Origin of the sequence: Pantoea sp., assembly GCF_028283705.1 — a bacterium.
Taxonomy (GTDB): domain Bacteria; phylum Pseudomonadota; class Gammaproteobacteria; order Enterobacterales; family Enterobacteriaceae; genus Pantoea.
In genome coordinates, this window is sequence record NZ_JAPWKD010000011.1 from 83848 (window position 1) to 105748 (window position 21901).

Sequence of the window (21901 nt, forward strand, 5' to 3'; positions counted from 1 at the left end):
GGAAAACGTTATGTTGCCGTTTATGCTCGATACGCTAATGCGCACTGCCGATTTATCGCTGGTGGCGCTGGGATTAAGCCTGGTTTATGGGCTGGTGCGTTTTGCCAATATCGCCCATATGCAATACGCCATGACCGGCGCGTTTCTTACCGCCGGTGGTTTGCAACTCGGTATGCCGCTGTTGCTGGCGATGCTGCTGGCCGCTGTGTTGTGCGGCCTGTTGTCGGTGCTGCTGCATCACTGGGTGTTTCAGCCATTGCTGAAGAGTGGCACCGCCAACGCCATGATTGGCTCGCTGGCGGTGTCGATGGTGATTATCGCGGTGATGCTGGGGGCCGAGGGATCGGCACCCGTCAGCTTTAATCTGCCGATGGGCAGCATGTGGGAGTTCGCCGGTGCGCGTCTCTCCAGTGACCGGTTGTTCAGCCTGATCATTACCTTGTCGCTGATCCTCGTCTTTGCGCTGGTGTTGTTCTGGACGCCGCAGGGGCGGGCGGTGCGCGCGCTTGCCAGCAATCGTGAACTGGCAGCGGCATCGGGGCTTAACGCCACTGCCATCGTGCATGTGGTGAATCTGGTGGCCGGGATGCTCGCTAGCCTCGGGGGTTCGATGATGGCGATGCAGGGCAGTGCCTACATTAATCAGGGCAATGACCTGATGCTGCCGGTGCTGGCGGCCGCCATTCTCGGTGGGTTGGGTAACCCGCTCGGGGCGGTGTTTGGTGCGTTGCTGATCGCCATCACCGAAACCCTTATCACCAATGTCGATTTCGGCAGTCTGATTGACGGGCAAATGGCCTTTGTGCCGGTGACCTGGGTCAATGCCTGCTCGTTTGTCATGCTGCTGCTGGCTTTATGGCTGCGTCCTTTTGGCTTGTTTAACCGTGAGGTGCGACGTGTCTGAGTTTCTCCTGAATATTTTCTGCCTGGCGGGGATCTATGCGGTCATTGCACTGGCGCTCAATCTCCAGGCGGGTTACGCCGGGTTACTCAACTTCGGCCATATCGCTTTCGTCGGTATCGGCGCTTACGCGGTGGCACTGAGCAGCCAGTTCGGCTGGTCATTGTGGTTTGCCTTACCGGCAGGTATCGCTATTGCCATGTTAGTCAGCCTGCTGATGGCAACGCTGGGTCGTCAGCTGGCAGCGGATTACTGGGGCATCGCGACGCTGGCGCTGGCGGAGATCATCCGCATTGTCATGACCAATGAGGATCAGATAACCGGCGGCGCACAGGGGATTGGCGGTATTAGCGCACCCTGGAACGGCGGGCCACTGCTGTTTGGCGGAGTGATTTTGCTGGCCGTGGCGTTAAGTACCGTGGTTTCCCTGCGTTTTGCTGCCAGTCGCTTTGGTCGCGCGCTACGCCTGATGCGTGAGCAACCGCAGCTGGCAATGTGCATGGGTTACTCGCTGCCGTGGCTAAAATGCCGGGCGCTGATGAGCAGTGCGGTGATGGGTTGCCTGGCAGGGATGTTGCTGGCCTGGTACACCAACTACGCCAGCCCTGATTATCTGCTGTCATCGGAAACCTTCCTGATCTGGAGCATGGTGATGATTGGGGGGCTGGGTAACGTGCGGGGTGTGTTGCTTGGCGTACTGGTGGTGGAGGCGCTATACAACCTGATTCCGTTTGCCAAAGACTACTTACACTTCAGCGCTGATCTGACCGGCGCATTACGTCTCGGTCTGGTCGGATTCACCTTGCTGCTCTGCCTGCTGCTGCGTCCGGCGGGGCTGCTGCCGGAAAAATTGAGGGTTTTATCATGACACCCATTTTACAGGTCACTGACCTGAGTAAAGCCTTTGGCGGTAACAAGGTGTTGACCTCCGTCAGCTTCACGCTGGGGAAGGGGGAAATCCTCGGCCTGTTGGGGCCGAATGGCTCAGGCAAAAGTACGCTGCTGAACACCATCTCTGGCTTTACGCCTGCGGACAGCGGCAGCATCCGTTTTGCAGAGCACACCATTGACCGTCTGCCCACGCATCGCATTATTGCTGCCGGTATCGCCCGTACTTTTCAGTTACCGGCGATGCCGGAAAAAATGACGGTGCTGGAAGTGGTAATGGCTGCCGGAACGCGCGCCCATGGCTTGTGGAGTGGTCTGCTGGCCTTGCGGCAGGCACGGAAAATCGAACGGCAGGATAAAGAGAAAGCATTGCATCTGCTGGAAGTCATGTTGCTCAGCAAGGTGAAAGATTTGCCTGCCGCGGCGTTATCGGGCGGGCAGAAGAAATTGCTGGGTATTGCCTGCGCGCTGATGGGCAATCCGCAGGTGCTGATGCTCGATGAACCGATGGCGGGGGTGCATCCGCATCTGCGCCAGCAACTGGCAGAGACGCTGCTGACGCTCGCGGCACAGGGGATTGCGTTGCTGGTGATTGAGCATGATATGCATTTTATCGCCAGCCTGTGCCAGCGCTGCATTGTGCTGGATCGCGGACAGATCGTCGCCAGCTGCCGTCCGGATGAACTGGCTAACAATCAACAGGTGCTGGAGGCCTATCTCGGCCACGGCACAGCTGCATTAAAGGAAGCAGTATGATCACGCTGAATGAAGTGGTGGCAGGATACACCCCAGGCATCGATATCCTGCACGGTATTTCGCTTGAGGTTAACGACTGTGAAATCGTTACGCTGCTGGGTCCCAACGGTTGCGGTAAATCGACGCTGTTAAAAACCATTGCTGGCTTTCTGGCTCCGCGTCAGGGAAGTGTCACCATCAATGGCCGGGAAACCGGCGGCATTCCGGCACACCGCAAAGTGCGCGATTGTGCGCTGGGGTTTGTTCCGCAGTTAAATAACGTGTTTAACAACCTGACCATTGCGGAAAACCTGCAAACCGGCGGACAGTTTCTCGCCCCGGAACAGCGACGTCAGCGCATGGCCAGCCTGGCGGAAACCTATCCGGTGCTGAAGGCCAAATGGCGTATGGCAGCCTCAGCGCTCTCGGGGGGAGAACGACAAATTCTGGCGCTGGCGCGTGCGTTAATGCCCGCACCAGAGGTGTTGTTATTGGATGAACCTTCTGCTGGCCTGTCACCGAAAATGCTGAGTGACGTATTCAGCGCGATTCAGACTATCCGTCATCAGGAAAAAGTGACGGTGTTGATGGTGGAGCAGAATGCGATGGAAGCACTGCATATCTCGGATCGTGCCTATGTGCTGGCGCTGGGCAAGGTCGCCATGAGTGGCACCGCAGACAAATTACTTAACGATCCGCAGATGCGGGAACTCTACTTTGGAGGTCGGGCAGCATGACTTCTCCGCTCAAACCACGTTTTGATCACGCGGTGATTAACGTGAATGACCAACTCGATCAGGCCTGTGATCGTTTTACCCGGATGGGGTTTCAATTGCTGGCGCGCGGGCATCACAGCATGGGGTCCAGCAACCATCTGGCGATTTTTGGCGAAAACTATCTGGAACTGCTGGGTTATGAACCGACGCGCGCCACTGGCAGCCGGGGATTGTGGCAGGTGACGATTGGTCTGGCGGGACTGGTGTGGAAAACTACCGATGCCCGGCAGGCGTGGCAGATACTGAAGGCGCTGCACCTGGAGGGGGAACCACCGACGATGTTCTCTCGCGAAGTGACCCTGCCTGATGGTGAACATTGTGATGCCAGGTTCTGTATTACCCGGCTGCGTGCCAGTGCAGTTGCCGGAGGGTTCAGCTTTTTCTGCCAGCACCTGACACCACAGGCGGTATGGCAGCCGGAGTGGCAGCAGCATCCGAACGGGGTGAAGGACATCACCGAGTTTGTGCTGGCTGCTGACAATCCCGGAGCCGGGATGGCACTGTATGCCCGTCTGTTTGCCAGCGAGCCGGTGCTGGATACCAGCGGTGCGGGCTACGCGTTGCAGGGGGGACGGACGCGCATCCGGGTGATTACCCCGCAACAGGTGAACAGGGAGTTTGGCATGACGCTTACCGCACCTGAAGCCCGGATGGTGGCGCTGGTGTTTGCGGTAGAATCCTTATCGGTACTGCAATCCTGTCTTGATCAGGGGGAAATACCGTTTGTCATGCGTGACGGTGCTGTGCGGGTCAGCGCTGAGGCATCAGGGTATTTGCCGCTGGTGTTTCGGGAAGCTACTCATCAGCCCAACTCCTGATCCCGAGGCCATTTCAGTTGCTGTTCTGACCCGTCATACCACTGTTCCAGGGATGGAATCGGTGTCGTCTCCAGGGCGGCAAAATGGAGGGTTGCTCCGGGCTTTGGCACACGGTGGTTAAGGTTCCAGTTCCTGGTCCAACTGCCATTTCCACTCCTGTTCCTTAACAGGGAAAAGTTCGTCTTGCCCTGGTAACTGAAATCGGACGGGTGAGGCTGGTTTTGCAACAGGAGGAGGGGGGCTCATCGCTGACTCAGGTTCCAGATCGATAAGCTCAGGAACCGGGTCATCAGGGTCAACGACAACACCATTACGTTGTTGCATGACCATACTGCGTGCATGACCTATGATCGCCGGGCAGACATACTCGTCAATTTCCCATAGCAATCGCACCACTTTGCCAGGTGTCATGTCATCCAGATCCTGATACTGGTTTAGCAATTCCACCATTTGCATAAATTGCGGCACTTCTTTGTTGATGCCCGGCCAGACTCTCTTTATCCACGCCACATCAGCCTGGGTGAACCTGACCCGCGCCGCGGCGGCGGCATGTCCCATCGCCGTGGAGTTGACCTCGACATTGCCTTCTGTCAAGGCAACCATGACTTCAACCGGTTGCAGGCTGGACTTGTTTTCGAGCCGCAGCAGCAACCTGATCAGTTGGGGCACAATGCTGGTGGTGTGGCGATGGTCAAGGCTATGCCAGGTATCATTCACTAACTTAATCTGCACCTGGTTGATGTTGACCGTCATTGCCGCCAGCATATTACGCACCGTTGTCATTCCCGTAGGCTGAGCTGCGTTATAAAGCAATAACCAAAGTTCAGGTGGCTTGATAGGGGGTCTTCCTGGCTGGCTGAGCAGGCTTCTTAGCCGTTCCTTCTTAGATAAACCGCAGGCCTTTTTCCAGTTGCCATCAAACCATGTTTGCTGCGTATCGGTGATTTTTGTTCGGTGTGCCAATTGAGCCAGCTTCACTATGTCATAACTCACGTTCATCCCCACTCGTTTCAGGAGGCGTGTCAGAGTCCTCATGCTACAGCCCTGATACCCCGGCATTTTTTGCAGCGCTATCAGTTTATCCAGCGCAGTCTTCTTGCCACCGACAGCCTTCAGGTTTGTCCTGAGCCAGTCAATTCTCCAGCGTTCATATTCTTCCGCACTGTCCGGATTATTTGGATAAGCAGCGCGCGGGGACATTGTAAAATTCAGGGGGCTTTGGCTGACAAAAGCAATCTGCGAAGAGAACCCCGTCTGCCAGAGCATCACAGGGGGCGTTGCCGTTGGTACAAGGGGGGAGATCAATAAGGTTGTCTGGCTATTCATAAGGATTCCGTGCCTGGTGGAGGAAAAATACCCGCGTCAATGCAGGATAGTGGTTATTCCGTGGGTTCAGTCTCGATCAGGTTAACCGCCATGCTCTCAGTGGCCGTGCTGAGCGCCAGGCTAACGCTGCCGAATCCCAAAGTCACGCCTGCTTCCCATAATTGGACGTACCGATAGGGTTGGATTGATATCCATTGGAACTCCGTTTCACGATGGGCATTAACTGGCGTTAATTATATGACTTATTGTCAGATAAAAGCGCTGCATGCCGCGCAGTTTCAAACTTGCCATCGTAACGGATGAACATCGGCCCAGCAGGCAAATGCCAGCTGGACCGATTTTTTATCTGCGTGATCTCACAACCTGATAGCGACGGGTAAAATATTCCACTGGTGCACTCCACACGTGTACCAGGCGGGTAAACGGGAACAGCAGGAAAATCGTCATACCCAGCACCAGATGAACGCGATAAATCCACTCCACCCCGTTGAGATGCTCAGCCGCATTGCCACGGAAAGTGACAATCGCCTGCGCCCAGCCCACCAGTTTCATCATGCCTTCCCCGTCCATATGCTGCATCGAGAACAGGATAGTGGTCAGCCCCAGTGTGCATTGGATCACCAGAATGGCGAGGATAAGCACATCGGCATGGGTCGAGGTGGCCCGGATGCGCGGGTTATACAGACGACGCTTTAACAGCAGCAAGCCCCCCACCAGCGTCATGATGCCAAACACGCCGCCCGCCGCCATCGCCATTTTCTGCTTGGCGGCAATGGAGAGGAATGGCTCGTACACCCAGTGCGGTGTCAGCAGGCCAAACAGATGTCCAAAGAAGATACCGAGGATACCGATATGAAACAGGTTCGAGGCCAGGCGCATGCCTTTTTTATCCAGCATCTGGCTGGAGGAGGCGCGCCAGGTGTACTGACCGTAATCGTAACGCAGCCAGCTGCCGACCAGAAAAACGGTGCCGCACAGGTAGGGATAGATATCAAAGAACAACAAATTGAGATAGTGCATTAGCGTGATCCTCCCGCAGAGAGATCGAGATACTGGGGTGAATGTTCATCCCGGAAGCGTCGTTGATGTTGCTGCTGCGCGCTGTTATCACAGGCGTTGTCATCAATAAATTTCACCTGTTCTTCCTCCCAGACCGCATCCAGCGCGGCATGGGTGTCATCGCGAACTTCGCTGGCAACCTGGCTTGTGACGCTGTCACTGCGTAACGGACTTTCCGCCACACGCAGCATCGCATCAAACAGCTGGCAAAAGTTGCTGTCGCGCTCCTTCAGCCGTCCACCGATCAACGCCAGAATTGGCGCGATATCCAGCAACCCCTGACGCGCCTCACTGGCAGGCAACATACTCAGATATTCGAGATACAAAGGCAGGTAATCGGGCAGTTCACGGCAGTTAAGTTGCAATCCGGCCCGTTCATATTGCGCCAGCAAATCCACCATCGCCTGGCCCCGATCGCGTGACTCCGCATGAACATGCTCGAACAGCAGCAATGAGGTTGCCCGGCCGCGTTCAAATAAGGCACACCAGTCGCTCTGCATATCCAGTGGTGGGGTGGCGAGATACTGCTGCACAAAAGGCAGCAATCCCGGCTGCTGTTGCGCGGCCAGCGACAGCACCTCCTCCTGATGTTGCCAGACCTCCTCGTCGGGATACTCCAGCAGGATGCCGATGAGTTTAAGAATCTCCATCATTCACCTCCCGCTTTATCGCCAACGTTGATGGCATCAATTCGGCGACTGTTAAACAGGTTGAATTTGGTATCGCTGCCGTGGCAACCATCGCCAAAGCTGAAGCCACAACCATTGCGTTCCGGGAACGCTTCACGCGCCAGTTCGCGATGGCTGGTGGGGATGACGAAACGATCTTCGTAATTGGCGATAGCCAGATAACGGTACATTTCCTCCACCTGGGCTTCCGTCAACCCGACTTCCTCCAGCGCGCGGGTATCGGTGACGCCTTCTACCGTCTGGGAACGTTTGAAATGACGCATCGCCATCATGCGTTTCAAGGCGCGCAACACCGGCGCGGTGTCGCCTGCGGTTAACATATTGGCAAGGTACTGCACCGGAATGCGCAGGCTTTCGACATCGGGTAGCACGCTGTCATTGTTTTCCAACCCACCGTTATCGGCGACTGACTGAATGGGAGACAACGGCGGTACATACCATACCATCGGCAGCGTGCGGTATTCCGGATGCAACGGCAGCGCCAGTTTCCAGTCCATCGCCAGTTTCCACACCGGTGAGGCCTGAGCCGCATCGATCACATTTTGTGGGATGCCTTGCTTCAGCGCTTCCTCGATCACCCGTGGATCGTTGGGATCTAAAAACACTTCGCACTGGCGTTCATACAGTTGTTGCTCGTCTTCGGTGCTGGCCGCCTCGGCAATTTTATCGGCGTCATACAGCAACACGCCAAGGTAGCGGATACGGCCGACGCAGGTTTCTGAGCAAACGGTCGGCATGCCCGATTCAATACGCGGATAACAGAAAATACATTTCTCGGATTTGCCGCTTTTCCAGTTGAAATAGATTTTCTTGTAAGGGCAGCCACTGATGCACATACGCCAGCCACGGCATTTGTCCTGATCGATCAGCACAATGCCGTCCTCTTCACGCTTGTAGATCGCGCCGCTGGGACAAGTAGCGACGCAACTGGGATTCAGGCAATGCTCACATAAACGCGGCAGATACATCATGAAGGTGTTTTCAAACTGCCCGTACATCTCCTTTTGCATCGAATCAAAGTTCTTATCCGCCGAACGTTTACTGAATTCACCACCCAGTAACTCTTCCCAGTTGGGACCGCCGGTGATTTTATCCATACGTTCGCCGCTAATCAGAGAACGCGGGCGTGCCGTGGGCTGGTTTTTGCCCGCTTTCGCGGTATGCAGATGCTGATAGTCGTAGGTGAAGGGTTCGTAATAATCATCAATGGCCGGTAGCACCGGGTTGGCGAAGATTTTGGATAACACCGAGGTGCGATTACCGAGACGCGGTGCCAGGCGGCCGTTGATTTTACGGATCCAGCCGCCGTGCCATTTTTCCTGGTCTTCCCATGCATAGGGATAGCCCTGTCCCGGTTTGGTTTCGACATTGTTAAACCAGGCATATTCCATGCCTTCGCGGCTGCTCCAGACGTTTTTGCAGGTGACTGAGCAGGTATGACAACCAATGCATTTGTCCAGATTTAACACCATACCGACCTGTGAACGGATTTTCATTTCGCACCCTCCTGCACCTGATCGCGGTTTTCGTCATCGAGCCAGTTCACCTTCTTCATCTTGCGCACCATGATGAATTCGTCACGGTTGGATCCAACAGTGCCGTAGTAGTTAAAGCCATAAGCCAGCTGCGCGTAGCCACCAATCATATGGGTGGGTTTTGGACAGACGCGGGTCACCGAGTTGTGGATACCGCCACGCATCCCGGTGACCTCGGAACCGGGGATATTCATCAGACGCTCCTGCGCGTGGTACATCATGGTCATACCGGCGGGTACGCGCTGGCTGACCACCGCACGCGCGGTTAAGGCTCCGTTGGCGTTGAAGGCTTCAATCCAGTCGTTATCCTCGATACCCAACTCTTTGGCATCGGCTTCGCTCATCCACACGATGGGGCCTCCACGCGACAGCGTTAGCATCAGCAGGTTCTCGCTGTAAGTGGAGTGGATACCCCATTTCTGATGAGGGGTAAGGAAGTTAAGCGCCTTCTCCGGGAAACCGTTCGACGGGATATGGCTTAAATTCGCCACGCTGCGCGTATCCACCGGAGGACGATAGGCCACCAGGCTTTCACCAAACGCGCGCATCCACGGGTGATCCTGATACAGCTGCTGGCGTCCACTCAGGGTGCGCCACGGGATCAGCTCATGCACATTGGTGTATCCGGCGTTATAGGAAACGTGTTCATCTTCCAGTCCTGACCAGGTCGGGCTGGAGATGATCTTGCGCGGCTGAGCCTGAATATCGCGGAAGCGGATTTTTTCCTCTTCTTTCGGCTGTGCCAGATGCGCGTGGTCGCGACCGGTAAACTCGCTAAGCGCATTCCAGGCTTTTACCGCCACCTGGCCATTGGTTTCCGGTGCCAGCGTCAGGATGACTTCCGCCGCATCAATCGCGCTGTTGATCTGAGGTTGCCCCTTTGCCGGTCCTTCAGCTTTGACGTAATTAAGACGACGCAGCAGATCCACTTCTTTGTCGGTATTCCAGCTGATCCCTTTGCCGCCATTCCCCAGTTTTTCCAGCAGCGGGCCAACCGAGGTAAAGCGTTCGTAAGTGGCCGGGTAATCGCGCTGCACGCTGATGATATGTGGTGCGGTTTTACCGGGGATCAAATCACACTGGTCTTTTTTCCAGTCGAGAATGTCACCCGTCTGCGCCAGCTCGGCCGGAGAATCGTGCTGAATCGGCTGCAAGACCACATCGGTCTCCTGACCCAGGTGCCCCACGCACAGCTGCGAGAAGGTTTTGGCGATGCCTTTGTAGATTTCCCAGTCGCTTTTGGATTCCCAGGCGGGATCAACGGCAGCGGAAAGTGGATGAATGAACGGATGCATATCCGAGGTGTTCATATCATCTTTTTCATACCATGTGGCGGTTGGCAGGACGATATCGGAGAACAGGCAGGTGCTGGACATGCGAAAATCCAGCGTCACCAGCAGATCCAGCTTGCCTTTAAGCGCTGCGGTTTGCCATTCCACCTCTTCCGGCATCAGCGCTTCATCATCCTCGGGTTCCCCCTGAATACCGCTCTCGGTCCCCAGCAGGTAACGCAGCATATATTCATGGCCTTTTCCTGAAGAACCCAGCAGGTTGGATCGCCAGATAAACATATTGCGTGGATGGTTGTTGCCACTATCAGGTTGTTCGCTGGCCATGCGCAGATCGCCAGCCTTCAACGCCGCAGCGGTCCAGGCTTCGGCCGACTGACCGGCCTGCTGCGCCTTTGTAGCGATGTCCAGCGGATTGATATTGAGTTGTGGTGAAGAGGGCAGCCAGCCCATCCGCTCAGCGCGAACGTTGAAATCGAGCAAATGCCCGGAATACTGTTGCGGATCCGCTAAGGGTGACAGCAACTCTTTTACCTGCAGTTTTTCAAACCGCCACTGGCTGGCGTGGTTATAGAAAAACGAGGTGCTGTTCATATGACGCGGAGGACGGTTCCAGTCCAGCGCGAAAGCCAGCGGCGTCCAGCCGGTTTGTGGCCTGAGTTTTTCCTGTCCGACATAATGCGCCCAGCCGCCCCCGGTCTGACCGACGCAGCCACAAAATACCAGCATGTTGATCAGGGCGCGGTAGGACATATCCATGTGATACCAGTGGTTGATACCGGCACCGAGAATAATCATCGAACGACCATGCGTTTTATGCGCAGTGCTGGCAAACTCACGGGCAATTTTTTCGATTTGGCTGCGTGGTACGCCACAAATCTGTTCCGCCCATGCCGGGGAGTAGGCACGAACATCGTCATAATCGCGGGCGCAGTTGCTATCATCCAGCCCGCGATCGATGCCGTAGTTGGCGAGAGTCAAATCATAAACAGAAGCCACCGGCGTCTGGCTGCCATCAGCCAGCGTCAGGTATTTCACCGGCAGTTTATGCCGCAGCACCGACTCCTGCTCCACATGGCGGAAATGCGGGCTTTCCAGTCCACCAAAATAGGGGAAAGCCACATCCAGCACCGCATCGCGCTGCTCAATCAGGCTCAACGCTAATTGCGTGATTGCGCCTGCTGCTTTTGGCTCCAGATTCCATTTACCTTTCTCACCCCAGCGAAAACCAATCGAACCATTGGGCACCACCAGTTCACCGGAAGCATCACAGGCCACGGTTTTCCACTGCGGATTATTTTCTTCACCAAGGTTATCGATCAGATCAGCCGCCCGTAACTGGCGACCCGGGGCAAAACTGCCATCTTCACGCGGTTCCAGCACCACCAGCATCGGCATATCGGTGTAGTGGCGCGCGTAGTTGATAAAGTAATCGCTGGGGCTTTTCAGGTGGAACTCATTGAGGATCACATGCCCCATTGCCAGCGCCAGTGCGCTGTCGGTGCCCTGTTTCGGGGCCAGCCACTGATCGCTCAGTTTGGCGACTTCGGAGTAGTCGGGAGTAATGGCAACCGTTTTGGTGCCCTTGTAGCGTACCTCGGTGAAAAAATGGGCATCCGGCGTGCGGGTCTGCGGCACATTGGAACCCCAGGCAATGATATAGCTGGAGTTGTACCAGTCTGCCGATTCCGGTACATCGGTTTGCTCGCCCCAGGTCATCGGCGAGGCCGGTGGCAGATCGCAGTACCAGTCGTAAAAACTCAGACAGGTGCCGCCAATCAGCGACAGATAACGTGTGCCCGCCGCATAGGAGACCATCGACATGGCGGGAATCGGGGAGAATCCGGCGATACGATCCGGGCCATAATTTTTGATGGTCCAGATATTGGCGGCGGCAATCAGCTGGTTTAACTCCTGCCAGCTGGCCCGCACAAAGCCGCCACGGCCTCGCTGCGTTTTAAAATGCTCACTCCTGGCGCTGTCGGCCATAATCGTTTGCCAGGCAATCACCGGATCGGCGTGCTGGCCCAATGCTTCGCGCCACAGCTCCAGCAGCGCTTTGCGAATCAGCGGGTATTTCAAACGATTGGCGCTGTACAGATACCATGAGTAACTGGCCCCACGCGGGCAACCGCGTGGTTCATGGTTAGGCAGGTCAGGGCGGGTGCGAGGATAATCCGTCTGCTGTGTTTCCCAGGTGACCAGGCCGTTTTTGACATAGATCTTCCAGCTACAGGAACCGGTACAATTGACGCCGTGGGTGGAACGCACAATTTTGTCGTATTGCCAGCGCTGGCGATAGCTGTCTTCCCAGTCACGGTTGGTGTGATATACCTGACCATGTCCATCCGCAAAACTTTCACCTTTCTGTTTGAAATAGCGAAAGCGGTCAAGAAGTTTACTCATGACGCTTCTCCAGTAATTATTCGGTGACCGCTTTACGACGGCCGTAAAGAATCCAGGTGATAAAAAAACAAACGAGATAGAACAACAGGAATATTTTCATCGCGCCGATTGGTGAACCGGTTATTTCCAGCGACGTACCAAAGGCTTTAGGAATAAAAAAGCCCCCGATAGCACCTAATGCAGAAATAAACCCCAGTGCAGCGGCGGTGTCGGTAATGGCTGTATGGCGGGCAGTTTCAGGACTGACTCCCTTTGCCAGCATGCGCTGCTGGGTGAGCTGTCGGAATATCACGGCAATCATTTGATAGGTGGAACCGCTACCCAAACCTGCGGTCAGGAATAGCCCCATAAATACGATATAAAAACTTAAAAATGAGGCCCCTCGCGCACCGGGTAAGGTTAAAAACAGCAGCGCAGAAAAGAACGCCATCAGCAGGAAATTCACGGTGGTGACGCGCACGCCGCCCAGCTTGTCCGATATCATGCCGCCTGCTGACCGAGCCAGCGCCCCCAATAACGGGCCAAAGAAGGCGAGATGGATAATGTTGACTTCCGGGAATTGCGTTTTAGCCAGCATGGCAAAACCGGCGGAGAAGCCGATAAAAGATCCAAAAGTCGCGAGATACAACATGCCCAGAATCCATAAATGGACACTTTTCAGCACCGGGAGCTGATCACGTAATGATGCGCGCATCCCGGCGATATCGTTCATACCAAACCAGGCGGCAAGCGAGGCGATAATCAGCAATGGCACCCAAATCCATGCGGCGTTCGCCAGCCACAAGGTGCTGCCATCCTGTAGGGTGATGCCGCCGACGAAAGGCACCACAATCACCAGCGGGGCCAGCAATTGCATGACGCTCACCCCCAGGTTGCCTAATCCACCGTTGATGCCCAGTGCTGCCCCCTGACGTGCTTTAGGGAAAAACAGGCTGATATTGCCCATGCTGGACGCGAAATTTGCCCCGGCTAATCCGCACAGCAATGCAATGATGATGAACACCGCATAAGGAGTGGCTGGATTCTGCACAGCAAAGCCCAGCCACAGGCAGGGAATTACCAAAATCGCCGTGCTGATGACTGTCCAGCGTCTGCCGCCGAGTACCGGTACGATAAACGAGTAGGGCACACGAAAAATCGCGCCGGACAATGATGGCAGGGCGGTTAATAAAAACAGCTGGTCAACAGAAAAATTAAATCCGGCCCGATTGAGATTTAGCGTAACGGCACTAAAAAGCATCCAGACACAGAACGCCAGTAATAACGCGCTGACGGAGATCCACAAATTACGTCGTGCAATATGCTGCCCTTGCTGTTGCCAAAAACTGGGGTCTTCAGGAGTCCACTGCTGTATTAATGATTTTTCAGATGGAAGCTTTTTTACGCTCACATATTCCTCCTGGTCTTGAAGCCTGACTGCATGGGTTTCTTTTTATTAAATCAATAACAGTAGGTTAAAAACTTTGATCCAGAATCATCTTATGTGTCGATCGTAATACCCCTTTGGAGGTATATTTGCCTGTGAGGTGAGAAACTCATCATGAAGGGTTATTTTTTCATAGAAAGAAATGGAGAAATAAGCAAGCCAGATATCCCTTCAATATGTAAGGGCAAGTTTCATTTCTAATTAACCAGTTGTTTTCATAATTATTTAAATATGTACCTCTGCAAGGTGTTTATTGCCATTCAATGGATAATGATTATCATTTAAATGGCAGCTGCCGCTTTGCTTTATTTTTTATTGTTAATTACACAATTGATGTCGGTAAGACAGGTCAAATAGACAACCTCCCTCAGGAGGGAACGGTATTATTCCTTTAAATACAGGGGGCTGAAATTGGCATGTTACTTGCCTTAACCCGCTTAATGGTAATGGCGGATTGATAAGGAGTTGATATGTTGGTTGAAGAAAAAAGGGATCCAAATTTAGTGGTACACAATGCACCTTCCTGCACTTGCAGCCGTATGGTGTGGCTGGGTAATCACTGTGAGGCTTTTCAGTTGGCACTGGCCGAAAAGCCGCATAAATCTATGATAACGGCAACATTGGCAGGCATTACGGTGAAGACTGATTTTGCTATCGATGATTTACGTGAGGTGGTGGGCGAGGTGTTCTGGCAGATCTGGCATAGCTGGACGCCAGCAGCGGGTAGTAAAGTGGAGTAAGGTCAGCGTAAAGCCGCATTTTAATGCGGCCCTGGTATATATGTCATTTAATCACCCCGCCGCGCGTTAGCCATTTATGACGTTGTGCAGCAAGTTCATCCTTTTCCTGATCTCGCATAAAAACGGCCTGACGTAGGCGTTGCTGGGCTGCAAATCGATCTTCACGACTCAGCTCAGCATCTGAACTCAGCTGTCCGAGCAATTCGTTCATCTCCCGGATGACATTGTTGTGGACTGCCGCCTCGACCTGGGCAAAAACTTCATCACGATGCTTCATAGTAGGTTCACCTGTTATTTAGCGAGCATATACTTTTCTCGCATGATCCATGCCAGTTTGTAATTATATGATCTTAAACATTAAACTCTTTCTGATTTGTCAATATTACAATGCATTGCTATTGTGTTTTTAACATTATCTGGCGAGTAAACAATGATGGCCCTTTCCTTTGACGGTATTGCCGCTCTGGCAGTTGAATTGCAGAGTGGGCTATCAGGGCATGATCGCTTTAGTCGCATCATCCACAGTATCCACCATCTGTTTAGATGCGATGCTACCGCGCTGCTGCGTTACGAAAATCTCGGCTTTCGCCCCCTGGCCACGGCGGGGCTGGCACCTGATGTGATGGGGCGTCGTTTTAGTCTCGACGCACATCCCCGGCTGGAAGCGATTGCGCGTGCGGGTGATGTGGTGCGTTTTCCTGCGGATAGTGATTTACCCGATCCCTGGGATGGGCTGATTCCCGAAAATACGGAGCTGCATGTTCATGCCTGTATTGGTTTACCGCTGTTTTATGGGCAAACCCTGATCGGAGCACTAACGCTGGATGCTTTGCAGGCGGATCATTTTGCCGCCTTTCGCGACCGGGAACTGCGTTTTGTGGCGAATCTGGCTGGCACTGCGCTGAACAATGCGCTGTTACTGGAACAGCTGGAAAAAAACACCACGTCCTTCGCCTCCCTGCAACGGGAACATAATGAATCTTCGGTCAGTGAAATCATTGGTGAATCGACCACCATGCTACAACTGAAGAAAGAAATCAGCATTGTGGCGCCTTCGGATCTCAATGTGCTGATAACGGGAGAAACGGGGACAGGGAAAGAGTTAGTCGCTCAGGCTATTCACCAGCAATCAACCCGCCGGGCTAATGAGCTTATCTATCTGAACTGTGCCGCGTTACCGGAGACGGTGGCGGAAAGTGAATTATTTGGTCATGTGAAAGGGGCATTTACCGGTGCGGTGCATAAGCGTGCCGGTAAATTTGAGCTGGCCGATAACGGAACTTTATTTCTTGATGAAATTGGGGAGCTGCCACTCGCCTTACAGGCGAAATTGTTGCGCGTTTTGCAATACGGTGATTTGCAGCGCGTTGGTGAGGACAGGGCGTTGAAGGTGAATGTCAGGATTATCGCTGCCACCAATAAAGATCTGAAACAGGCGGTGATTGACGGTACTTTTCGTGCCGATTTATATCATCGTCTGAGTGTTTTTCCTTTGTATGTACCCGCGCTGCGCGATCGCAATGAAGACGTCATCTTACTGGCTGGGTTTTTTAGTGAACGATGCCGGATCAAATTTGGGTTGAAGCGAATCTCGCTTAACGCCAGCTTGCGCGCGTTGCTGATGTCATATGACTGGCCAGGTAATGTTCGTGAACTGGAGCATGCCATTTATCGCGCGGCGGTCATTGCCAGAGCTGATGCCAGTAATGATGAAATTGAACTGCTGCCATCTCATTTTTCATTACATGCAGACATGACACTGCCGTTAACTGAAACTACCAATCATTATGCACCCAATACAAGCTTGCAGGAGGCAACGCGGGAATTCCAGCGCGAATACATTTTGCGGGTGTTTAATAGCAATGGAAAAAAATGGTCGACCTGCGCCAGAATTCTCGAGGTCGATCCGGGGAATTTGCATCGTCAGGCTAAAAAGCTGGGAATAAAGTGACCCGGCATCTCCGGGTCACTGGGAGTTATTTATTGTTGCTATTGGTCATATTTTCGAAATGTGTGGTCAGATAACTACTCGTGCTGTTGAGTGAGCTGAGCATTGTGTCCAGATGAGTAAATTGAGTTTTATAGCGGGCAATAGTATTATCTATTTTCTGACTGGCTTTATTATAGTGATCGGTCAACGAATTGAGTTTTTTACTGATACTATCCGTTGCCCCCTGGAGCACCCCTTTGCTGCTCAGTATTGAAGTCATGCTGGTGGCCAGCACCGTCGCTACCCCGGTAGTTTTCCCATCTCCGGCAAAAATATCGCGGACAGCCTCCGGGGTGACGGAGAGTGCGCTACCGAGCTTGTCCTCATCCAGTTTGAGTTTACCGCTCACGGGGTCGGAAGTGATGCCCGCCTGGGTCATAGTTTTGAACGTGGTGGAGCCGGAACTATTAGCCAGAATACTTTTTAATTGCGTCTGGATAATGCGCAGCGTTCCATCTCCCAGCAAAGCACCATTTTTACTGTCCTGATCCTGACCCGCATCTACCGGTGTGTATTTGGTCAGATTTCCTATTGTGTCCTGTAGCGAATTATACGACGTGACCCAATCAGAAATTGCGGTTTTTGCTTTGGCACTGTCACTGCTAACCGTGAGGACCTGGTTGCCAGTGGTCACATCATTTAATTTAAGCGTGACACCTTCAACCGCATCCGTAATGACATTACTGCTATTTTCAATGCTGACGTTATTAATGCTGAACAGCGCATTTTTCGCAGCGACATTTTGTGTCATCCCGTTACTATTGGCAGCGGCATCATAACCAATAAAGCCATGTAACGTATCATCACCCGTGACCGCAATGGATTTCACCGCATGTCCGGTGCCGGTTTCGGTTGATGTTAACGACAGACGATACTCTTTATCAGAGACACGAATCAGGCTGGCTGTGATACCCGCATTGGCCTTATTGATGGTATCGCGTAGTGCTGAAAGTGAGGTTTGGTCTTTGCTGAGGGTAATGTTGTGCTCTTTGCCATCCTCCATGGAAATTTTTAGCGTCCGGCTATCCGCATCACTGCCGGCTGGCAATTTGGTGTCATTTTTTGCCGCGCTGGTGAGGGTCTGTGCCTGCGCGAGTTGCGTAATGCTGACGGTATATTTTCCCGGAATCGCTTTGCCGTCAGAATCTGCGCTAAACGCTGTGGAGCTGCTGACTGTGTTGGTCTGGGTATAAAGCCCGGCTTCCTGCAACTTACTGTTTGCTGTCTGAAAATTCTGGATTGCTGTTTTCAGCGAACCATAGGCAGAAAGCCTGGCAGTCGCTGCTGATTGCTGCTTTGAAATAGGGGTTAAAACCTGTTTCTCCGCAGTGGTTAACTTGGTGAGAATCTCATCAAGTTTTAACCCCGAGCCTATACCTAACGTAGAAATCCCTACCATTTTCTCCTCCTGTTAATATTTTATTACATCTGTTGCCTAAAAAATTACAACAAGGTGGGATCTTATGATCGATAAGATTACGCAATCCTTACGTTAAGGCGCGTTTTTCAGGGCATTTGTACTGATGGATTGATCGGAAGGTCAAAAAATAAGCAGCAAGAAAAGGGCGGCTGTCAAAAGCCGCGCGCCTTTCCTGGTTTGATTGACTAACTTCAGGAAGAAGTTGCGGAAGATTTCAGGTTAATTGCGTCTGGCGGCACGTTCATATGTTTAAGCACCGGTCCCATGATCTTGCCGAAAATGGGGGCCGCGACAGAACCACCAAAATGATCGCCTGCTGTGGGGTGGTTAACCATCACGACCAGAGCCACATCCGGATGACTGGCAGGCGCAACACCCGCTGTATAGTTGATGTAACCACCATCATATTTACCGTCGGTACCCATTTTTTCCGCCGTACCGGTTTTCGTTGCCAGGCGGTAGCCAGGTACTGCCGCGCGTAATCCTGACCCCCCCGGTAAAACGTCACTCTCCATCATATGAACGACGATTTGGGCTGTGGCCTGATTAGCGACCCGAACACCCATCACCGGCGGTGTCACTTTGGTAATTGAAAGCGGTCGATAAATGCCGAAGGAACCAAGCGTTGCATACTCACGCGCAATCTGCAGTGGCGTGACCCGCAGACCATAACCAAAAGAGAATGTCGCACGTTCTATATCAGCCCAACGCTGGCGATGCAACGGGAAGTAACCCACACTTTCACCCGTCAAACCTAACCCTGTCGGTTTACCCAAGCCAAACGCCTGATAGGTATCGACAATGGCCTGAGCAGGCATCGCCAGCGCAATATGAGAAGCCCCGGTGTCACTCGATTTCTGCAGTATTCCTGTTATCGTCAGGCGCGGCCAGTGCCCCACATCACGTATGACATGGCCGTTAACCACATAGGGGGAGGTATCGATAACCGAATCCGGATTAATTAAATGGCGTTCCAGCCCTTCAAGAACGACCAATGGTTTGACCGTTGAGCCCGGTTCATAACTATCGTTGATGGCGGTGTTACGCATATCAGCAGGGGAGGCGCTCTCATAATTATTCGGGTTAAATGAGGGATAAGAGGCCATTGCCAGAATTTCACCGGTGTCAATTTTTACCAACACCGCTGCACCCGAATCGGCTTTATTCAATAGCACGCCATCACGTAACGCGCTGTAGAGAGTATATTGATCGAATTTATCGATGCTGAGTTGCACCGTTGGCGGTGACTGTGGAGGTTCATAATCAATCATTGAAATGATATGACCATCACCATCCTGGCGATATTCCTCTTTACCAGGTTTTCCCTCAAGTACGGCGTTATAGCCTTTTTCCAGCCCATTCAGACCGGTATTGTCGGCCCCGACGATACCTAAAAGCGGCGCGGCGGCTTCACTCATGGGATAAAAGCGGCTGTCATCGTCCACAGAGCTAATACCTTTAAGGTGCAGCTCTGTAATATCTTTGGCAATGCCCAGTTCGATTTTACGTCCGAGGTAGAGGAAACGTTTGTCTGGATTATCGGTAATTTCCGCACGTAATACTTCAGGACTCAGATTAAGTGCAGTTGTCAGATAGCTCCACTTGGCATTGGTGAAATCGGGGTTAGCTTGCAGTACGCGTTTGGGATCGGCAATGATGTCACGCGATGGCACGCTGAGGGCCAGCGCCTCACCATCCCGGTCAACCAACGTGCCTCGATTGGTGGGCAGAGTGACGGTTCGTAGCGAACGCTGATCGGCTTCATGTTCCAGCATCGGATGATTCAGCAACTGTAGATCAGCAATACGAGTCAGCAGCAGTCCCAGACAACCGAGTACGCCCACACATATTAAGTTGTATCGGTAACGATTAAATGAGGATCGGGACGAATCCGTTCCCTGGTGTTTTTTTTGGGGGGGCATATTATTCCGCTATGATCATCTAAATTCCCCAATCACTTATAAATAAATAATTTACCTGACGACAGACAAACTATGTGTCAGTTCGTTAAGAATCTTAATCAGAAGATGTACCTATAACATCTATGTAGCATAGGGCGCATTAACTGAGCTGATTGATGGTAAAACGGGCGGAACCGTCCAGGAGAACATCCGCATCTCCCAAGGGTTGCTCGTCGGATAATGCGGCGTGCGAAGGCTTCTTCGGGCGGGTCAAAAATGAAATGTACTATGGCAGAAACTGGGCGGGCACATCGCTGGAAGATTTTATGTGCTTCCTGGACAGGTACATACGCTGGTATAACGAGAAGAGAATCAAAATATCATTAGGTGCGATGAGTCCGGTGAAGTACCGGGAGCATCTGGGGATCACAACATAGCAGTCCAGGAAAACATCCGCATCTCCGCATCTCCCATTAGCGCTTTGGAGTAACAGTTAATGTCTATCCACATTGATAATGTCACCCTGATTTCCCGGTTTTGAATGTCACTTTCTGCTGCTTTCTGATGAAGAGAAAAGGGCAGCAGGGGGTTATTTCTTCAGGCCGGGTCTGTAGAGCAACGGCTCAGCCAGAACCGGATTAACTGCCCTGAGCTGCTCCTGAATCTGCGCCCGCCTCCCCGGCATATGCCGGCTGCGTTCCCTTTTCCCTGCCGCTTCCAGCTCATCCTGTTTTTCCTGTGCCAGTTTCAGCACTGCGCCCAGTCTCTTATTATCAACGATACACCCCTGGCTGACGCTGGCGAGCTTATCGAATACCCGATATTTCAACATTCTGCTGCCATAGCGGAAAGCCAGCGTACCGTCCGGATAGTCATATGCCATGATTTTCTCACCGGCAATGCGTGAGTTTTCTTCACTGGGTTCAACCAGATAAAGAATCTTATCGTACTGAAATGTCAGTGATTTTGAGAGCGTGCGCAGCGTCTGCCAGGCAAAGATATCGTCCAGCTCCGGGCGGCTTTCGGAGACGGCGCGGTGCAGGTTTTTCGGATATTTTGCCGGTCTGGCAAAGCGGCGGTTGAAATCGCTGATGAATGTCTCAAGCCAGGCGTTGGCTGTATCAATGCCGGTGATGTTCTCCAGCCGCATCTCCTTAACCAGCCGATCCTGGAGCGTCAGGTTAGCTCGTTCGACGCGACCCTTGGCCTGAGAGCTGTTGGCACAGATAAGCTCGATGTTCAGATCGTGCAGTGCGCGTCCGAACTGCGTCATACCGGTACGTCGCGTTTCGGCCTGGCTGACGTGAAACACCGCGTGCTTATCGCTGTAAAACGCCACCGGCTTGCCGTGTTTATCGATGTAATCGCGCGTGGCCATCATGTAATCGAAGGCCGACTCACTCTGGCAGAAACGCAGGTGCATCAGACGACCGGTCGCGTCATCAACGTAAACCAGCAGGCAGCATTTTGGTGCGCGGCCTTCGAACCAGTCATGGTGTGAACCGTCAATCTGGATCAGCTCGCCCAGGCAATCCCGCCGCTGGCGTGGCTGATAAATCCGGGGCTGACGGCGTGCGTGCGGGATCCAGAGTCCGTCAGCAGTCATCCAGCATCGCAGCGTCTCAACGGCGATCTTAATCCCGTGGCGCTCCTGGAGCTTTTCTGCGGCGAGCGTTGGTCCGAAACCGACATAATTTTCACGCAGCAGCGTCAGTATGCGGTGACGCAGAGCCTCATCAATACGATGCGTGCCGGGCTTGCCGCGTCGTGCGTTGATAAGGCCGACTGCACCAGACTCGCGATAGCGGTTCATCAGCCGCTGAACCTGGCGTTCAGTGAGGTCAAGCTGAAAGGCCGCATCACGGCGACGCAGGCGCTTTTCGATGACAGCCTGAATGACGGGAAGGCGGTGAAGTTCTTTATTCGACATGGTCACCAGCATCAGCAGAGATCTCCCAGAAAAAAGTGGTAAACGCACCGGATCTGGGTGAAATTATGAACT

General features: G+C 53.1%; 17 protein-coding genes and 1 pseudogene. 8 read left to right on the plus strand and 10 right to left on the minus strand.

The window, feature by feature from the left end:
• Nucleotides 1–10: 10 nt before the first annotated feature.
• The 5 genes from PW844_RS07520 to PW844_RS07540 are packed head-to-tail and all read left to right on the plus strand — an operon-like array spanning nt 11 to nt 4118.
• Nucleotides 11–904: a branched-chain amino acid ABC transporter permease gene (locus PW844_RS07520; protein ID WP_299449894.1), complete on the plus strand. Its 894-nt coding sequence runs from the start codon at nt 11–13 to the stop codon at nt 902–904.
• Nucleotides 897–1769 (plus strand): branched-chain amino acid ABC transporter permease, encoded by an 873-nt coding sequence (locus PW844_RS07525; protein ID WP_299449895.1) that lies wholly within the window; start codon nt 897–899, stop codon nt 1767–1769. The genes PW844_RS07520 and PW844_RS07525 overlap by 8 nt, the downstream gene beginning before the upstream one ends.
• A complete protein-coding gene (locus PW844_RS07530; RefSeq protein ID WP_299449896.1) occupies nt 1766–2545 on the plus strand; it encodes an ABC transporter ATP-binding protein in 780 nt (259 codons plus the stop codon). Before PW844_RS07525 ends, PW844_RS07530 begins: the two co-directional genes overlap by 4 nt.
• Nucleotides 2542–3261: an ABC transporter ATP-binding protein gene (locus PW844_RS07535; protein WP_299449897.1), complete on the plus strand. Its 720-nt coding sequence runs from the start codon at nt 2542–2544 to the stop codon at nt 3259–3261. Before PW844_RS07530 ends, PW844_RS07535 begins: the two co-directional genes overlap by 4 nt.
• Nucleotides 3258–4118: a VOC family protein gene (locus PW844_RS07540; protein ID WP_299449898.1), complete on the plus strand. Its 861-nt coding sequence runs from the start codon at nt 3258–3260 to the stop codon at nt 4116–4118. The genes PW844_RS07535 and PW844_RS07540 overlap by 4 nt, the downstream gene beginning before the upstream one ends.
• A gap of 117 nt (nt 4119–4235) precedes the next feature.
• Here PW844_RS07540 and PW844_RS07545 read toward each other — a convergent pair whose 3' ends face one another.
• The 6 genes from PW844_RS07545 to PW844_RS07570 form a co-directional block, all read right to left on the minus strand.
• Nucleotides 4236–5444, minus strand: a complete 1209-nt coding sequence (locus tag PW844_RS07545; RefSeq protein ID WP_299449899.1) for a hypothetical protein — start codon at nt 5442–5444, stop codon at nt 4236–4238.
• A gap of 342 nt (nt 5445–5786) precedes the next feature.
• Nucleotides 5787–6464 (minus strand): respiratory nitrate reductase subunit gamma, encoded by a 678-nt coding sequence (gene narI, locus PW844_RS07550; RefSeq protein ID WP_299449900.1) that lies wholly within the window; start codon nt 6462–6464, stop codon nt 5787–5789.
• On the minus strand, nt 6464–7153 hold the full coding sequence (narJ, locus tag PW844_RS07555) for a nitrate reductase molybdenum cofactor assembly chaperone (protein ID WP_299451070.1): 690 nt from the start codon (nt 7151–7153) through the stop codon (nt 6464–6466). Before narJ ends, narI begins: the two co-directional genes overlap by 1 nt.
• Complete coding sequence (gene narH, locus PW844_RS07560) at nt 7153–8688, minus strand: nitrate reductase subunit beta (protein ID WP_299449901.1); 1536 nt, start codon at nt 8686–8688, stop codon at nt 7153–7155. The genes narJ and narH overlap by 1 nt, the downstream gene beginning before the upstream one ends.
• Complete coding sequence (locus PW844_RS07565; protein WP_299449902.1) at nt 8685–12422, minus strand: nitrate reductase subunit alpha; 3738 nt, start codon at nt 12420–12422, stop codon at nt 8685–8687. The genes narH and PW844_RS07565 overlap by 4 nt, the downstream gene beginning before the upstream one ends.
• A gap of 16 nt (nt 12423–12438) precedes the next feature.
• Nucleotides 12439–13812, minus strand: coding sequence for a NarK family nitrate/nitrite MFS transporter (locus PW844_RS07570; protein WP_299449903.1), 1374 nt, complete (start codon nt 13810–13812; stop codon nt 12439–12441).
• Nucleotides 13813–14318: 506 nt separating this feature from the next.
• Here PW844_RS07570 and PW844_RS07575 point away from each other — a divergent pair.
• Entirely contained in the window at nt 14319–14588 is a 270-nt protein-coding gene (locus PW844_RS07575) for a hypothetical protein (protein ID WP_299449904.1), read from the plus strand.
• 43 nt (nt 14589–14631) lie between these two features.
• Here the strand turns inward: PW844_RS07575 and PW844_RS07580 are convergent, their stop codons facing one another.
• The gene (locus tag PW844_RS07580; protein WP_299449905.1) at nt 14632–14865 is read right to left on the minus strand and encodes a DUF2526 family protein; all 234 of its coding nucleotides are present in this window, start codon (nt 14863–14865) and stop codon (nt 14632–14634) included.
• Between the two features lie 156 nt (nt 14866–15021).
• Here PW844_RS07580 and norR point away from each other — a divergent pair, with 156 nt between their 5' ends.
• Nucleotides 15022–16539 (plus strand): nitric oxide reductase transcriptional regulator NorR, encoded by a 1518-nt coding sequence (gene norR / locus PW844_RS07585; protein ID WP_299451073.1) that lies wholly within the window; start codon nt 15022–15024, stop codon nt 16537–16539.
• A gap of 25 nt (nt 16540–16564) precedes the next feature.
• On the opposite strand, the gene fliD is transcribed toward norR, so the two are convergent.
• Both fliD and PW844_RS07595 read right to left on the minus strand, forming a co-directional pair.
• A complete protein-coding gene (fliD, locus tag PW844_RS07590) occupies nt 16565–17977 on the minus strand; it encodes a flagellar filament capping protein FliD (RefSeq protein ID WP_299449906.1) in 1413 nt (470 codons plus the stop codon).
• 212 nt (nt 17978–18189) lie between these two features.
• A complete protein-coding gene (locus PW844_RS07595) occupies nt 18190–19920 on the minus strand; it encodes a penicillin-binding transpeptidase domain-containing protein (RefSeq protein WP_299449907.1) in 1731 nt (576 codons plus the stop codon).
• A gap of 188 nt (nt 19921–20108) precedes the next feature.
• Between PW844_RS07595 and PW844_RS07600 the strand changes: the two are divergent.
• Nucleotides 20109–20336: pseudogene (locus PW844_RS07600) on the plus strand (IS3 family transposase); the annotation flags it as partial.
• A gap of 152 nt (nt 20337–20488) precedes the next feature.
• On the opposite strand, the gene PW844_RS07605 reads toward PW844_RS07600, so the two are convergent.
• The gene (locus PW844_RS07605; RefSeq protein WP_299449909.1) at nt 20489–21829 is read right to left on the minus strand and encodes an ISNCY family transposase; all 1341 of its coding nucleotides are present in this window, start codon (nt 21827–21829) and stop codon (nt 20489–20491) included.
• Nucleotides 21830–21901 lie beyond the last annotated feature (72 nt).